Source organism: Acinetobacter sp. YH12086, from assembly GCF_013419345.1.
Taxonomy (GTDB): Bacteria; Pseudomonadota; Gammaproteobacteria; order Pseudomonadales; family Moraxellaceae; genus Acinetobacter; species Acinetobacter amyesii.
Map to the genome: position 1 here is coordinate 1 of NZ_VPAF01000008.1, position 15,241 is coordinate 15,241.

Sequence of the window (15,241 nt, forward strand, 5' to 3'; positions counted from 1 at the left end):
ACTGTGTTTCAGAAAGCTTCTTTGAATCGATATATTTCATCCGCAGATTATGCATGAATATTTAAAATTCTTCGGTACAAATAATCAGCAAGAGACTGTTCGTTTTTTGATTTATGAAAGAGGCTTAATATTAAAATATTAAAATATTAAAATATTAAAATATTCAAACAATTATGCAAAAAAATACACAAAGCATGATATAACGCACACAATTAAAAAAATTGGTTTTAATGATTTGTAATTAAAGAAATTATTAATCACCAATAACTCATTACAAAACCAAAAAAACATAAAAACGGCCCTAATGTAAATAAATGAGGTTTTACCTATGTCGTAAATTTCTGTCATTTCTAAAGAAAGTCATAAAGTTTTGTATCAAGTTGAATCCAATCAAGTTGGGCTTATCAAAAATTCTGTCATCGTACTCAAAATCCGGAAAGAGGATGTTACTTCAATTACAAAGAATGGTGCTGACGTAATAATCACCTTAAAAAAATGGGGAAGTGATTACTGTACAAAACTATTTTAGTGAGGCGACACCAGACAATAGTTTGGTATTTGAGGGTGAAGACGGTACATGGTATTGGGCAAAATTTACAACAGCCAATGGTGATATTGCGGATGTTATTCAGTACCAACCTTTAGATGAAATTGAACCGCTACTCTATAACGATTCTTTGACAGGTGTAATTTTACCTTGGATTGCGGGAGCAGCCGGTGCTGGTTTATTGGGTGCGGCTATTGGTGGTGGATCTGATTCATCTGGTGGTTCTAAGGATACGACTAAACCTGACGCGTCTAAAGATGTGGTGATCACCGATGATGGTGAGCACGTCACAGGTGAAGGTGAGCCGGGTACAACGGTAGAAGTAAAAGATCAAGATGGCAAAGTCATTGGCGCAGGCACAGTGGATTTATCAGGGAATTTTGATGTTGAATTTAAAAATTAATTAACCAAGGGTGAAACCATTGAAGTCACTGTGATAGATAAAGTAGGCAATGATCAATTCAACACCAAAGCGGGCATTGATACGGTTATTTATAAAGTATTGGATCAAGCCGATGCAACGGGCGGTAATGGACATGATACTTGGAATGACTTTAATTCGTCTGTAGGCGATAAAGTGAATATCAAAGCCTTGTTACAAGGTCAAAATGTCAATCAGTCGAATATTGATCAGTTTGTTTCGGTTAAATCTGATGGCAAGGGCAACACTGTGATCAGCATTGATCGTGATGGAACAGGATCTAAATTTGGTGATAAAGTTGAATTACTCACTTTGAAAAATACCGATGTGACTTTGCAAGACTTAATCGATCACAACCAATTTCTGTACTAATCTGTCAAAATTAAGTATTAATCAAAGAGAACCTTCGGGTTCTCTTTTTTATGCGGCTCAAAGGAGATCAGATGAAGCAGAGTGATGAATTGGCAACGCAAATTTTGTCGGTCATTCAATTGATACCGCAGGCGAAGATTGCCACTTACGGACAAATTGCCAAATTAGCGGGTTTACCGAAGCATGCACGACTGGTTGGCTATGTACTCAAGCATCTAGATGCAACATCAACGATCCCATGGCATCGGGTGGTGAATGCTCAGGGAAAAATCAGCACGCAGCGTTGCAATGAAAAAGGTGAAAATATCCAGCAATTGAAATTGGCAGCTGAAAATGTCTTTGTGGTGAATGGACGCATCTCATTGAAACAATATCAATGGTTACCCTAAAAAATCCTTGCCTTAAACTTAGCGTTTTTTATATTGATGACGCAGTCAATAAAAAAGCCCTCTAGGATCAGAAGGCTTTTTATTTCACGCTATAAATCTAATGGCTTATTTGCGCACAACCAAAACAGGAATGTCTGAAGCACCCAGTACACTTTGAGCTACGCTGCCCAAGAAGAATTTTTTGATCCCTGTACGGCCATGTGAACCAATGATAATCAAGTCCGCATGTGTTTCTTCTGCAGCTTTAACCAGTTCTGTATGCACCACTTGACCTTCAAGTAAGCGAGTTTCAACAGTGACACCTTCAGTTGAAAATTTCGCTTTTGCTTCTTCGAGTGTATTTAAAATCGATGCACGAGCACGTTCAATTAAATCATTGGTTTGCGCTGCTGAAATATACTCTGCAGCAATATATGGATCGAGCGTCAGTACTTGAACCACAGTAATTTTACTGCCAAAAGTTTTTGCAAACTCGACAGCTTTAGCCACCGCAGCATAAGAAGTTTCTGAACCGTCCACTGGAACTAAAATATTATTTAAAGCCATCTTATTTCTCCTTATCTGATCAATTGAATTTGGATGGAAAAACCTGAAAAAAAGCGCTATTTACATTGATCATAGTTTCATCATACGCTTTTTTATTTTGGAATAAAACCAAGTAAATTCATAAGGATATTGCGAAATTCGCAATAAAAATATTGCAAAAATATGGACTTGTTTTCAACACGCTTAGCGATAGCAAAAATGCTCAATAATGTAAGCAGCTATGTCTAGATTGTAAGACAATTTGGTGCAGAAAAAATTGAGCTTTGATAATTTCATTTAACAGCGGACATGGTTTTAATCACACTGTTTCTCTTGCTCTGTAAGGGTAATATGCAACGCTTGTTGCTCAAGCAAGCTTAATTTATGCAAAGTATCTTCAGGAAAGATCTGTTTTTGTAGGCGTTGAATCTGTCGTGCTGATAAATGCTGATTGGCACAATACATCGCAGCTTCATTGGCGCGCGCAACACTAACTAACTTCTCCTGATCAGTGAAGTCGAGTCGAATGATGGGTTGCTGTGCTCGGCTAAGTTGAGCCATGCTGCGCTTTTGTTGCATGCTCAATAAAGGCTGTTTATTAATCCAAGTCGCCACATCACGTCGCACACCATTATAGTCAACAAAAATTGGGGAGACGATTTGGCAGCCCGTCAGTGTCATAACGGTTAGGCTAAGGGTCAGACAGATTTTTTTTATCGAATTGAATTGCATGATAAAACTCTAATTTTTAATCAAAAAATATAGTAATTAGGGCTAAAAATAGCATGATTTGCTTAAATAGTAACATCTTGAACTTTGCTTGTTTAAACTCTGAACAATTGCAAACAAAAATGCTTGACGATAATGTATGAAATCTAGATAATGCCACCACAGTTTACGGCTATGTAGCTCAGTTGGTTAGAGCACCGCACTCATAATGCGGGGGTCACAAGTTCAAGTCTCGTCATAGCCACCATTTTTATAGACCAAGCTCTCAGCTTGGTCTCTTTTTTTGTGCCTAGAAAAAGTCAAATAGATTGAAATAATTACAGCACTAATAAAATGATCTATTTACGATGTTTATGTAGAAAAAAAGAGAACTCAAATCTTTGATGTTATGAATTGATGTCCTAACTTTTGAAATACACATCTTAATTACTTTTAATTTTTACTGCTGTGTTTTTTGCGCCTATAAAAAGCCCAGTTATAGAACTGGGCTTTTTTTAATTTGAATCGAATAATTAGATACCCGGTTTCCAACCATTCACGATTGGGTAGCGTCGTTCACGGCTAAATGCACGTGAGCTGATACGTGGACCAATCGCGCCTTGGCGACGTTTGTATTCGTTTAGATCAACCAAACGGATGACTTTTTTCACCACTTCAGCATCAAAACCTTTGGCAATGATGTCATCTTGGCTCATGTCTTCTTCGATATACGCATACAAGATGGCATCCAATACTTCATATTCAGGTAATGAGTCTTGGTCTTTCTGATCTGGACGAAGTTCCGCAGAAGGTGGACGAGTAATTACACGTTCAGGGATCACTGGTGTTTCTGAAATGCTGTTACGGTATTTTGCTAGTTCAAATACAATCGTTTTATAAACGTCTTTAAGAACTGCAAAGCCACCGACCATGTCACCGTACAATGTACAGTAACCAACAGATAATTCAGACTTGTTCCCTGTAGAAAGGACTAAATTGCCAAACTTGTTCGATAAGGCCATTAGCAACGTACCACGAGAACGCGCTTGTAGGTTTTCTTCAGTCGCATCAGTCGGTGCAGCGCCAAAGAAAGGGAATAAGGTTTGCATAAAGCCATTCACAATTGGATTGATTTCGGCAATTCCAAAAGTCACACCCATATTTTTGGCTTGTTCAGCAGCATCTTCAACACTGATTTGTGCAGTATAAGTATATGGCATCATGACCGCTTGAACTTTATCTGCACCAATCGCATCGGCAGCAATCGCTAAAGTTAATGCTGAGTCAATACCACCAGATAGACCTAAAATCACACCTGGGAAGCCTGAACGTTGTACGTAGTCACGTGTTGCGATCACAAGGCTTTGGTAGATTTCAGCCATGGTATTTAATACAGGCGTGATTGCACCTGTTTTAAAGGCTTTTTGTTCAGCATCGTATTCTGCGATATATAGATCTTCAACAAAACTCGGTGCTTGCAATGCAACTTCACCTGAATTGTTCATCACAAAGCTTGTGCCATCAAAGACAAGGTCATCTTGACCGCCCACTTGGTTACAGTAAACCAAATTGATGTTCAATTGTTTGGTCAATGCAGCCATGGTTTCAATGCGATGCTGTGGTTTACCAACTTCATAAGGTGAAGCATTTAGAACCAAAGCAGTTTCAACATTTAACTGAGCAAGCTGTTGAACAGTTGGTAATGCCCAAACATCTTCGCAAATCAACACACCAAACTTATGACCTAAATATTCAAAGACAAGGTGTTGATGACCCTCACTGAAATAACGTTTTTCATCAAAAACGCTATAGTTTGGAAGATTTTGTTTATTGTAAATCCCGAGAACTTGACCATTTTTCATGACAGCAGCAGAGTTATAGCGCTGACCATCTTCAGTTTGATTTACAAAACCAAAGACTAAAACGATGTCCTTAACGCTCGCCAATTGTTCAAAAGCTTGCTGTGTACGTTTATTTAAACTTGGACGTAATAATAAATCTTCAGCAGGATAACCAACTGTAGAAAGTTCCGGAAAAACAATAATATCTGCATTCTGTTCTTTTGCAGCATTGGCTTGTTGAAGCATTTTTGCTGCGTTTGATTCTAGGTTACCAATATGCGGAGAGAACTGAGCAAGTGCAATTTTAAAACTATTCATTCCAACTAAATCCTATTCCTATAGGTGAATACACTTAACACACTGATTTGTATTATTGTGATTATTCAGCGAGTGTATTTAGATACGAAAAATACTGCCGAAAGGCGAAAACAAAACACCATCATCGTATGATAATTCACTTGTTTTGATGCAAAGCAAAAAAATAAGGTGAACCTATTTTATCTGAATTTAAGCGAGATACTAGAGGTATTCATAGCTTTTAAAAGCCTAGCTGAGCTTATGTGCCATAAAGTAAATATTAATGCTGTTTTTTTGTACTTAAAATAGCGTCAATGGTCGAGCAATAGCGTGAAATAGAATGATCTGGCGATATTCAATTTATCTATAAATATTCGTCAAAGAGCATGGACGCTTTACAGCTCAATGTGATGAACAAGTTCTGGATATAAAATAATATTTTTAATTCGCTTTAAATAGATGTCACGAGCAATGTCGCCTTGTTGCTCAATGTTGTAGTCAAAAAATGCTTTGTGTGGTTTGAGGGTATAGCGGTATGGATTATATTTTTTAAAACTGAAGAAATACGCCATCTGCAAAATAGCACCACGACCCAAAACATTGATCTGTTGCTGGTATTGATAAACATGGGCCATCTCATGAATAAACAGGGCGCGATATCCTAAAGACGCTTTGGCATAGTCCGCTTTAAACAGTAAATTTCGGGCATGGATATACCCCTGAGGCGCCATGACCACATGCGCCGATTGCCAAGGCAAAAAAGGGTGATTCATCACTTTCACTTGCTCATATTGAATCAAATCCCCAAACACACTGCGACACATGGATATTTCACCTGCCGTGAGGGATCGATATTTAAAACCTTCAAGTTTTAACAGTCGGATGAGTGTAGGAAAGAAGGGCAACATGATGAAAAGTTTCTAGAGTTCCAAAGGGATGTGTAGTTTTACTATAACCTGAAAATACAATATCACGCTGTTGCGCTGTATTTAAAAAGCGATATTTTTGCATCTGCTACAGCGAAACATCGGTTAGGGCGTTACAATTTAGTTTTCGGTCAAACAGATAATCAGATGCAAGCACGGATTAATACTTTAATTTCTGAAATCAGTAAAAATATGTATGAACGCGAGCAGATTATTGCTTTGAGTTTGTTGGCTGGTGTTGCGGGTATGAATACCTTTTTATATGGTTTGCCCGGCACAGCAAAAAGTTTGATTTCGCGTCGAATTGCTTCTGCTTTTGAAGTCCATGACTATTTTGAATATTTGATGAATCGTTTCAGTACGCCGGAAGAAATTTTTGGCCCAGTATCGATCAAAGCCTTAAAAGAAGATCAATACATTCGTAAAACAGAACATTATTTACCACGAGCAGATTTTGCTTTTTTAGATGAAATTTGGAAAGCCAGCCCTGCAATTTTAAATACTTTACTGACCTTGGTGAATGAGCGGAGTTTTAAAAATGGTGACATTGTCCAAAAAGTTCCATTAAATGTTTTGGTTAGTGCATCGAATGAAATTCCTGAACCCAATCAAGGCTTAGATGCCTTGTATGATCGTTTTATTTTGCGTTTAGAAGTGCCACCGATTGCTGTTGCAGAAAACTTTCATGCACTGTTACAGGCCAAGCCGAGTCAAGTCAGTGTTGAAGTCGATGCAACTTTAAAAATAAAAAAAGCGGAGCTACAAGATTGGCGGGAACAGATTTATCAGGTGGAATTACCCGAATCGATTTTAAATCTGTTTGATCAACTTAAAAATCGACTCAATCATAACTTTGAAGATCACGTGGTCTATGTCTCTGACCGTCGTTGGCAACGTGTGGCTTATTTAGTCAAAGCTTGTGCATTTTTAAATGATCGTCCATCAGTGATTTTGAGTGATTTATTAATTTTAAAACATTGCTTGTGGAATCAGCCCGAAGACATTGCCTTTGTTTCACAGCAGATAGATGAAGTATTGGCCGAAAATGGCTTAAATTACGGGTTGCAGTTTGAACAGCATGTGGCAGAGAAGGATGCACTTGAACAGCGGGTGCTCAATCATTTTTATTATACTGATGATGTGTATGAGAGTTATTTAATTCATGGCATTGACTACTTGCGTGCAGTGACCAATCTAGATCGACACTATAAAGATAAAGTGTTGTATCTTGAACTGGATAAAATGGATACGAAAAAGGACTTCTTTGCTTTAGATGATACTGGTGAAGAAGTGCGTGGCATCGTATGTAATTTTAATGGTTCAAGAGTGTGTACGTTAAAAGGTGGATATTACGGCTTAGAGGAAGTGGTGACGCCATATATAAAACATACCAAAGGTAGTCCACGTAGCGCACTTTCAGCACAAAGCCAATATGAGCTATTACACGAAGTTCAACAGATCAAAGCACATTTTCAAACAGAATTGGATCTGTTAACGGAACGCTTTAACGGCCAAAAGCATCAGTTCAATTCTGTCTTTGTCACTGAACAGGATATTCAACAATTAATTCAATCTATTGAGCAGCAATTGGCACGATATCAGTTGCAATTGCAAGATTGTGAGCGTCTGGAACAGTTATGTCGCAATTAAAACCGACACGACAACAAACCCAATCGGCACTCGATGAATTAAGTTCACAACTTTATGATGAATTAAAACAATCCAGTTTAAAACATTGGTTGGATGATCATAAAGTTGCAAAAAAGCTCGATCAAAAAATTCAGGAATGGGCCTTTCAGGCAAAGTCGAGTTTAGATCAGCAGCATCCCTATGCAATGGCGCAGCAGCAATTGGAACATTGGCTTGCGATAAAGCATTGGGAACAGGGCGATTTTGTTCAATTCCACACTGAATATGCTGCCTTCATGCAAACCTTGGGGATTCCAGAATTCACTGAAATGTGGCAACAGGGCCAACAACTGTTGTTGACAGAGCAGCAGCGTCAATTACAAGTTGAGCTATTCAAAGGCAAATGGCAGCGCAAATTGACCGAAGCTATTGCACATTGGGAGTTTGAGCAGCTCCGTTTACAACGAGATGCCTTTTTAGATGAAATCAAAGATTTTCTCGCGACATTGTCGAAAATGGTCAAGCACCATGACAGTGTCGGGTTTGAAACTGGGATTTTTCTAGACTATTCCAAAGGAAAATTAACAGAGCACGATGTACAGAACTTTGAGCAATGGGCGAATTATCTCGAGCAAGATCGGGCGCTTAAACGCCTATGTCAAATGATTGGAAGCGCACAGCCGAATATACCACGTAAGCGGATTTCTGCTCAGTTAGAACAAGAGCCACAGCAGCTTATTCACACCCCGATGGCGCAAGAGGAAATTACTGGAATTAAATTGGCACAAGAACTCAGTATGGCTTTACCTAGCGAGTTAGCGCTATTAGCCGATCCAGACTTGCAAGTTTTATTTGATTTGAAATATTTAGAATCTAACCTGATGAGTTTTAATCGACAAGGTCAGCAACAGGGACGGGTGATCGAAGACCCACGCCAAACACAGCGTCGAGTCGGACAAAAAGGCCCGATGATTGTCTGCTTAGATACCAGTGGCTCAATGAATGGGCAACCTGAACTGATTTCCAAAGCGATTTGTTTGTATTTATCTATTCGAGCGCTAAAAGAAAAGCGAGCGATGTATTTGGTGAATTTCTCGACCAATTTAACCGCGCTGAATTTACAGCGTAACAGCGCTTTGGATGATGTCATTCACTTTTTAGGGCAGTCATTTCATGGGGGAACCGATATTATCCCTGCGATGAATCATGCCGTGGACATGCTGAAACAACCGAATTTTGTACATGCCGATGTGGTGGTGATTTCCGACTTTATAATGGGTCAACTGACTGAAGAACTCATGCAAGAGATCACACATTTGAAGCAGCAGGGCAATGGATTCTATGCTGTGGCTATCGGTAATTTTAAACTAGATCATTTAGATGACAGCCTGTTTGATCATCAATGGGTCTATCAATCTGCGACTGGAGAAGTGCAAAAAATCTAATAATCGTCCCTCACAAAAAATACGCCATGACCTTTAATGACAAGCTTTTGAGCCATACAGCATGGATGTTTTAAAGATTGTCTGACAAAGAAAATATTTGAGCATTTTTGCAAATCTAGAGGTCGGTTTTGCTAATGGCCTTGTGATCTATCTCACTTAATTTGATCCTCAATCTATGTGTTTTTACTTTAATCGACATGAAGTCAATGAAGGGGAAACACCCAAATTGAGAGCAAAACCATGAGCGCTTTTCAACCGATAAAAAAAACTTTAGCACGCGTATTTGCAGGCCCTGTCTTTGACCCAACAAAACAGTCTGCCGTTGTTCCTATTCGTCATATGAAATTTGATTTTGAACCAGAAAAAATTGATCCAAAATTTTATATGAATGCAGAATTGGCCAGTGCCTATTTTGCATCTTTATCTATTTTCTTAACCCGTGGCGAAGATTTGGTGATTGATACTGCTCGATATCATCGCGACTTTATTCAAGATCCTGTATTAAGACAACGTGTCACGTCGTTGATTGGGCAAGAGGCTATTCATTCACGTATGCATGAAGAAATGAATGAAGCGTATCGCGCAAGAAATCTGCCTGTGCAATTTTTTAGAAAGTTAGAACACTACGTCTTTGCCTATGGTTTTGAACGTATGCCACAGCCAATGAAGTTATCCTTAATGGCAGCAATTGAGCATTTCACCGCAGTGCTTGCGGAATACATGATGAATCATGAAGAAATCTTTTTTAATTCAATAGATGAAAAGCAGCGCGCTATTTGGATGTGGCATATGTTGGAAGAGTCTGAACACAAAGACATTGCCTATGATGTTTATCAAGAATTATCAGGTAATTATGCTTTACGTATTGCTGGCTTTTTCCCTGCATTAATTACCATTTTGGGTTTGATTTCGATAGGCGCTTCGATTGTACCGTTTTACAGAAAACCGTCGAACTTGATTAGCCTAAGCTACTGGAAAGATGTTCCGCGCAGTTTCCAACTGATTTTTGGGTTAAAAGATGGTGTTTATGGCAGCAGCCTCGGGCATATTTTTGATTATTTACGCCCAAGTTTTCACCCCAATGACCATGACACTTCTGCATTTCTTGAATATTACAAAAAGCGTTTGTTGAACCCTGTTGATGGTGTGTTGACACCTTATTTTGTCAAAGAATTTACCCCAGCATTAAAACGATAAAAGGACACAACCATGGGTCTATTTGGAAAAAAGAATAAGCCAAGTGAAAACGCCTACGCGGTGGTTACTGGTGCAGGCAGTGGTATAGGAAGAAGCTTTGCTTTGGAGTTGGCACGTCGTGGTGGGACAGTGGTCTGTGCCGATATTCATCTAGAAGCAGCGCAAGAAACGGTTGATCAAATTCATTCTATGACCTCATCAAATGCTTATGCAGTGCAGTGTGATGTAGGTAAGGCTGAAGAAGTTAAAGCACTGTCACAGCAAGCTGAGCAGTTGATGGGGCATGCTGTGACCTTGGTGATCAACAATGCAGGCGTCGGGCTGGGTGGTAAATTTGATGAACTGAGTTTAGATGACTGGCAGTGGTGCATGCATGTCAATTTGTGGGGTGTGGTGCATGGCTGCCATTATTTTGTACCCAAGTTGAAACAAAATAAGCAGGGGGGCGCGATTATCAATGTTGCTTCTGCTGCGGCATATACCGCTGCACCAGAAATGACAGCATATAACGTGACGAAGTCGAGTGTGTTGGCATTGTCTGAAACTTTATCGGCAGAGCTCAGATCGGCAAATATCCGTGTGAATGTACTGTGCCCAACCTTGGTACCGACCAATATCATGAAGAATGGACGCTTGCCCAATCGATATTCAGGCTTAGCTGATCAACTGCTGACGAATCATGCATTTACGACGAGCCACGATGTCGTCGATTTGACATTGAATAATTTAGATGCAGGGAAGTTGTATACCATTCCGCAACCTGATGCCAAATTATTTTGGTGGTTAAAGCGTCTATCCCCGCAAACCTATACCCGCTTATTGGGGGTGGGTTATCCCTTATTTAACAACTATATTAAAAAGTCGGGAGCAAAAGCATGAATATGCCGACACAATTACATGACGAAGATGTAAAAGCATTAGATCAAGAGAAAACTCAAACTAAAAAGGCAACAACGCAAACTAATGCACGTCGTCCTGTAACGTCTTCTGCCAAAGCAAAAAAAGCAGTACAAGACCAATCAGAGTCAGAGCCTAGCCTAGAAAAACCAAGCGTAGAAAATCAAGTGCGTGTCTACGATACCATTGTGATTGGTGCGGGGATATCCGGTTTAGCTGCCGCTCATCAAATGAATGAACGGGGTTATACCGATTATGTGGTTTTAGAAAAAGCCAATCGCGTGGGAGGAACATGGCGCGACAACACCTATCCAGGTTGTGGATGTGATGTTCCTTCGGCGTTGTATTCTTTTTCATTTGCGCCGAGTCATAAATGGAGTCATTTATTTGCCAAGCAACCTGAGATTCTGAACTACTTAGAGGATGTGGCAGAGCAGCATGGGCTTTATCGTAACATTCAGTTCAATTGTGAATTGATTGCAGCGGAATGGAATGAGGAATTAAAGCAATGGCAATTGGAGACGAGTAAAGGTAAGTATGCGGCGAGAACGGTAATTTTTTCCACTGGGCCGATTACTGAACCTCAAATTCCAAAAATTAAAGGTATTGAAAGCTTTGAAGGTGAAATGTTCCATTCTGCGCGATGGAACCATGCCTATGATTTAAAAGATAAACGTATTGCGGTGATTGGTACGGGGGCATCTGCGATTCAGTTTATTCCTCAGATTCAACCTATTGCCAAAAATGTGGTGGTGTTTCAACGTACCGCACCATGGGTATTGCCAAAAGCAGATTTGCCACTGAATGACCGTGCGAAAGGCATCATTACCCGCTTTCCAACAGTACAAGAAACTTGGCGCAAAAGTGTGGCCGGTATATTAAATGGTATTAATTTAGGACTACGTAATCCTTCGCTTTTAGAGCCTGTGAATTATTTGGGTCGTCAGTTGTTAAAAACACAAATTCAAGATGCTGAATTACGTGAAAAAGTTACACCAAACTTTTCTATTGGTTGTAAGCGTCTTTTATTTGCCAATAACTATTATCCTGCTTTGCAGCAAGCCAATGTCGAACTTGTACCACATGGTTTAGTTGAAATAGAAGGTAATACTGTTATTGCTGCGAATGGTGAACGTCATGAAGTCGATGTCATTATTTGGGGTACAGGTTTTGAAGTTTCTCATCCGCCGATTGGGCAGCGTGTAAAAAATGCCAAAGGGGAGTTATTGTCAGAACTTTGGAAAAACAGTTCTCCTGAAGCGTTTTTGGGTACCAGTATCGCGCAAGTACCTAATGCCTTCTTGGTGCTTGGGCCAAATATTTTGGTTTATGACTCATTTATTGGGATTGCAGAAGCACAGGTTGGGTATATCGTTGATGCTTTGGTAAAAATGAAACAAGAGAAGATACAACGGCTTGAAATTAAGCCAAATGTATTGGCCTATCACAATGCAAAAGTACAGACGCATTTACAGACTACGGTCTTTAATAGTGGCGGTTGTAAGAGTTATTACTTAGATGCCAATGGGCGCAATTTTGCAGCTTGGCCGTGGTCACTGAAACAGTTAAAGCAGCGTCTTAAACAGGTAGACTTGGCAGACTATGAGACGGTTGCTTAGAGAAGGTTGCTTAATAAAAGTTATTTAACTCAATAAGCCAAAATAAAGCATCATCAATATTTAAACCTTTTGTTTACAGCCTAATTTCTACGTGGAATTAGGCTTTTTTTATGACGCTATCTGATGAAACAGTGTGAGATTTTCTAGAAAATGGCGATTTAAAATACATTCAGCAATATACACCATACTTTATAGCTTGTGATGCATCGTTTTATCTAATGATTGAGTTGGAAAATTCAGTCAGATGGGGCTGTTCAATAGCGCAAAATAATTCTAGCTGCATAAAAAAACCGCCCCAAAGGGACGGTTTTTAGATTCGCACAATTCTTTCGAATTAACGACCTTGGATATCGCGTTGAGTTTCGCCAGTGTAAAGCTGACGAGGACGACCGATTTTGTAAGGTGCGCTGTGCATTTCTAACCAGTGGCTGATCCAACCAACAGTACGTGCAAGAGCGAAGATTACAGTAAACATTTCTGTTGGGATACCAATCGCTTTAAGGATGATACCTGAGTAGAAGTCTACGTTAGGGTATAGGTTACGTTTGATGAAGTATTCGTCAGAAAGCGCAATACGTTCAAGTTCCATAGCCAAAGCAAGTTGTGGATCGTTGATACCAAGTGCAGTTAACACTTCGTCACAAGTCTCTTTCATTACTTTCGCACGTGGATCGAAGTTTTTGTAAACTCGGTGACCGAAGCCCATAAGTTTAACTTCTTTAGTTTTCACTTTTTCCATGAACGGAGCAACGTTTTCTACAGTGCCGATTTCATCAAGCATCTTAAGAACAGCTTCGTTCGCGCCGCCGTGAGCAGGTCCCCATAGAGCCGCGATACCCGCAGCGATACATGCGTATGGGTTAGCGCCAGTAGAACCAGCAAGACGTACTGTAGAAGTAGACGCGTTTTGTTCGTGGTCAGCATGAAGCGTGAAGATACGGTCCATTGCTTTAGCAAGAATAGGGTCAACTTTGTAATCACGGTCTGCAGGAGTAGCAAACATCATGTACAAGAAGTTTTCTGCGTAGCTTAAGTCGTTACGTGGGTAAACGAATGGTTGGCCTACTGTGTATTTGTAAGTCCAAGCAGCTAAAGTAGGAACTTTAGCGATTAAGCGAATAGCAGTGATTTCGCGGTGGTCAATGTTTTCAACATCGAAACCGTTGTGATAGAACGCAGAAAGCGCACCAACAACACCACACATGATCGCCATAGGGTGAGCGTCACGACGGAAACCATTGAAGAAACGGCCAACTTGATCGTGAACCATAGTGTGGTTACGAACTTTAGCATCGAATTCTTGTTTTTGTTCAGCAGTAGGAAGCTCGCCGTTCAAAAGAAGGTAGCAAGTTTCTAAGTAGTCTGCTTTAGTAGCAAGCTGGTCGATTGGGTAGCCACGGTGTAGAAGAACACCTTTACCGCCGTCAATGAAAGTGATTTTAGATTCACAAGCAGCCGTTGAGACAAAACCAGGATCAAAAGTAAAGTGACCTGCGGCCAACACATCTTTAACGTCAATTACATCTGGGCCTAGAGTGCCACTGTAAATTGGTAAGTCAATTTCTTTGCCATCAAGCTGTAAAACGGCTTTTTTGCCAGTTGCTTCAGACATTCAATAGATCTCCTGTCCTGGTGAATGTTTTATCTGACTCAGTACTAATCTTTTAATGCGAGAATCAGACAGATCAAAAATTTGCTCTAAGATTAGAGGGAACTGAAATTTTGTCAATTATACTTATGGATATAAATTGAGGATCATTCCTTGAAATGAAGCACAATTCATACGCTTAAAAAATGAGTAAAATCACAGTGCCGACGCAGTATAATAAGTCAATTTGCAGGGGAGGTGCAGATTAAAAAAAGCCTATTGCCTTAATTGTAAGCAATTTTTAATTCTTAAAAACTCTGAAACAAATATGAATTACAAGACCGCTATTTCATTAAATTATTATAATTTTCGTAACTTACACACATCTGTGGCTCTAAATTGCTTTTTTCTTATTCATAATTAAAACGACTTAATCGTACTTAAAAAAAAGTTCGTTTGGTTAAAAAATAGTTAATTAAACGCCTTTAAAAGATCAATAAATGAACATTTTTGTCATTGGAAAGGTAAAAAATGGAGTTTTATTAAACAGATTTGCTGTTGCTGAGATTTTTATGCACAGACTAAGTACTTATTTCGTTTCATGATCTTTCAGTTTTATCATTTGAGAAAATGATGCACATTTATTTTTATGATTATGGCTTGGCGAATGTGTTGGAAGATTTTAAAATGTAGTGGGAAAAGAAAGATTTAGATTTGTTCATCTTTAGTCTAAAAGTTTAAATCGCCATATACACACAAAAACAATAAGTGAAACTTACATTTAACTGATTAAAACCAATAACATAGTATGATTTTCTTAGATGAATAAGGTATTTGTTT

The 15,241-nt window shown here is 39.3% G+C and carries 14 protein-coding genes and 1 tRNA gene; 10 read left to right on the plus strand and 5 right to left on the minus strand.

Going from position 1 to position 15,241, the window contains the following annotated elements; all coding sequences use genetic code 11:
• Positions 1-370: 370 nt before the first annotated feature.
• From FTU29_RS17670 to FTU29_RS10150, 4 genes are all read left to right on the plus strand, one after another.
• Complete coding sequence (locus FTU29_RS17670; protein ID WP_180085153.1) at positions 371-529, plus strand: BapA prefix-like domain-containing protein; 159 nt, start codon at positions 371-373, stop codon at positions 527-529.
• Positions 504-950, plus strand: a complete 447-nt coding sequence (locus FTU29_RS17675) for an Ig-like domain-containing protein (RefSeq protein ID WP_180121675.1) — start codon at positions 504-506, stop codon at positions 948-950. Before FTU29_RS17670 ends, FTU29_RS17675 begins: the two co-directional genes overlap by 26 nt.
• A 30-nt stretch (positions 951-980) precedes the next feature.
• Positions 981-1,340, plus strand: coding sequence for a type I secretion C-terminal target domain-containing protein (locus tag FTU29_RS10145; protein WP_180121676.1), 360 nt, complete (start codon positions 981-983; stop codon positions 1,338-1,340).
• Between the two features lie 71 nt (positions 1,341-1,411).
• Entirely contained in the window at positions 1,412-1,729 is a 318-nt protein-coding gene (locus tag FTU29_RS10150; RefSeq protein ID WP_078193003.1) for an MGMT family protein, read from the plus strand.
• 105 nt (positions 1,730-1,834) lie between these two features.
• Here FTU29_RS10150 and FTU29_RS10155 read toward each other — a convergent pair whose 3' ends face one another.
• The gene (locus FTU29_RS10155; RefSeq protein WP_078189919.1) at positions 1,835-2,275 is read right to left on the minus strand and encodes a universal stress protein; all 441 of its coding nucleotides are present in this window, start codon (positions 2,273-2,275) and stop codon (positions 1,835-1,837) included.
• Between the two features lie 294 nt (positions 2,276-2,569).
• On the minus strand, positions 2,570-2,986 hold the full coding sequence (locus tag FTU29_RS10160) for a hypothetical protein (protein ID WP_218954879.1): 417 nt from the start codon (positions 2,984-2,986) through the stop codon (positions 2,570-2,572).
• 167 nt (positions 2,987-3,153) lie between these two features.
• Between FTU29_RS10160 and FTU29_RS10165 the strand changes: the two genes are divergently transcribed.
• A tRNA-Met gene (locus FTU29_RS10165) sits at positions 3,154-3,230 on the plus strand.
• Positions 3,231-3,495: 265 nt separating this feature from the next.
• On the opposite strand, the gene FTU29_RS10170 is transcribed toward FTU29_RS10165, so the two are convergent.
• Together FTU29_RS10170 and FTU29_RS10175 are read right to left on the minus strand one after the other, a co-directional pair.
• On the minus strand, positions 3,496-5,121 hold the full coding sequence (locus FTU29_RS10170) for an NAD+ synthase (RefSeq protein WP_180121678.1): 1,626 nt from the start codon (positions 5,119-5,121) through the stop codon (positions 3,496-3,498).
• A 374-nt stretch (positions 5,122-5,495) separates the two neighbouring features.
• Positions 5,496-6,008, minus strand: coding sequence for a hypothetical protein (locus FTU29_RS10175; RefSeq protein ID WP_218954880.1), 513 nt, complete (start codon positions 6,006-6,008; stop codon positions 5,496-5,498).
• A gap of 165 nt (positions 6,009-6,173) precedes the next feature.
• Here FTU29_RS10175 and FTU29_RS10180 point away from each other — a divergent pair, with 165 nt between their 5' ends.
• From FTU29_RS10180 to FTU29_RS10200, 5 genes are all read left to right on the plus strand, one after another.
• The gene (locus FTU29_RS10180; protein WP_180121680.1) at positions 6,174-7,676 is read left to right on the plus strand and encodes an AAA family ATPase; all 1,503 of its coding nucleotides are present in this window, start codon (positions 6,174-6,176) and stop codon (positions 7,674-7,676) included.
• Complete coding sequence (locus FTU29_RS10185; RefSeq protein WP_180121682.1) at positions 7,664-9,100, plus strand: VWA domain-containing protein; 1,437 nt, start codon at positions 7,664-7,666, stop codon at positions 9,098-9,100. Before FTU29_RS10180 ends, FTU29_RS10185 begins: the two co-directional genes overlap by 13 nt.
• Positions 9,101-9,340: 240 nt before the next feature.
• Positions 9,341-10,297, plus strand: a complete 957-nt coding sequence (locus tag FTU29_RS10190) for a metal-dependent hydrolase (RefSeq protein WP_078192996.1) — start codon at positions 9,341-9,343, stop codon at positions 10,295-10,297.
• 12 nt (positions 10,298-10,309) lie between these two features.
• On the plus strand, positions 10,310-11,176 hold the full coding sequence (locus FTU29_RS10195) for an SDR family NAD(P)-dependent oxidoreductase (RefSeq protein ID WP_180121684.1): 867 nt from the start codon (positions 10,310-10,312) through the stop codon (positions 11,174-11,176).
• A complete protein-coding gene (locus FTU29_RS10200; RefSeq protein WP_180121687.1) occupies positions 11,173-12,813 on the plus strand; it encodes an NAD(P)/FAD-dependent oxidoreductase in 1,641 nt (546 codons plus the stop codon). The genes FTU29_RS10195 and FTU29_RS10200 overlap by 4 nt, the downstream gene beginning before the upstream one ends.
• A 334-nt stretch (positions 12,814-13,147) precedes the next feature.
• Here the strand turns inward: FTU29_RS10200 and gltA are convergent, their stop codons facing one another.
• On the minus strand, positions 13,148-14,425 hold the full coding sequence (gltA, locus tag FTU29_RS10205; protein ID WP_078189909.1) for a citrate synthase: 1,278 nt from the start codon (positions 14,423-14,425) through the stop codon (positions 13,148-13,150).
• Positions 14,426-15,241 lie beyond the last annotated feature (816 nt).

What these genes read in the sequence shown, in the direction of transcription:
- FTU29_RS10150 (WP_078193003.1), top strand. Translation starts at nt 1,412, where the DNA reads ATGAAGCAGAGTGATGAATTGGCAACGCAAATTTTGTCGGTCATTCAA.
- FTU29_RS10155 (WP_078189919.1), bottom strand. Translation starts at nt 2,275, where the DNA reads ATGGCTTTAAATAATATTTTAGTTCCAGTGGACGGTTCAGAAACTTCT.
- FTU29_RS10160 (WP_218954879.1), bottom strand. Translation starts at nt 2,986, where the DNA reads ATGCAATTCAATTCGATAAAAAAAATCTGTCTGACCCTTAGCCTAACC.
- FTU29_RS10170 (WP_180121678.1), bottom strand. Translation starts at nt 5,121, where the DNA reads ATGAATAGTTTTAAAATTGCACTTGCTCAGTTCTCTCCGCATATTGGT.
- FTU29_RS10175 (WP_218954880.1), bottom strand. Translation starts at nt 6,008, where the DNA reads ATGTTGCCCTTCTTTCCTACACTCATCCGACTGTTAAAACTTGAAGGT.
- FTU29_RS10180 (WP_180121680.1), top strand. Translation starts at nt 6,174, where the DNA reads ATGCAAGCACGGATTAATACTTTAATTTCTGAAATCAGTAAAAATATG.
- FTU29_RS10185 (WP_180121682.1), top strand. Translation starts at nt 7,664, where the DNA reads ATGTCGCAATTAAAACCGACACGACAACAAACCCAATCGGCACTCGAT.
- FTU29_RS10190 (WP_078192996.1), top strand. Translation starts at nt 9,341, where the DNA reads ATGAGCGCTTTTCAACCGATAAAAAAAACTTTAGCACGCGTATTTGCA.
- FTU29_RS10195 (WP_180121684.1), top strand. Translation starts at nt 10,310, where the DNA reads ATGGGTCTATTTGGAAAAAAGAATAAGCCAAGTGAAAACGCCTACGCG.
- FTU29_RS10200 (WP_180121687.1), top strand. Translation starts at nt 11,173, where the DNA reads ATGAATATGCCGACACAATTACATGACGAAGATGTAAAAGCATTAGAT.
- gltA (WP_078189909.1), bottom strand. Translation starts at nt 14,425, where the DNA reads ATGTCTGAAGCAACTGGCAAAAAAGCCGTTTTACAGCTTGATGGCAAA.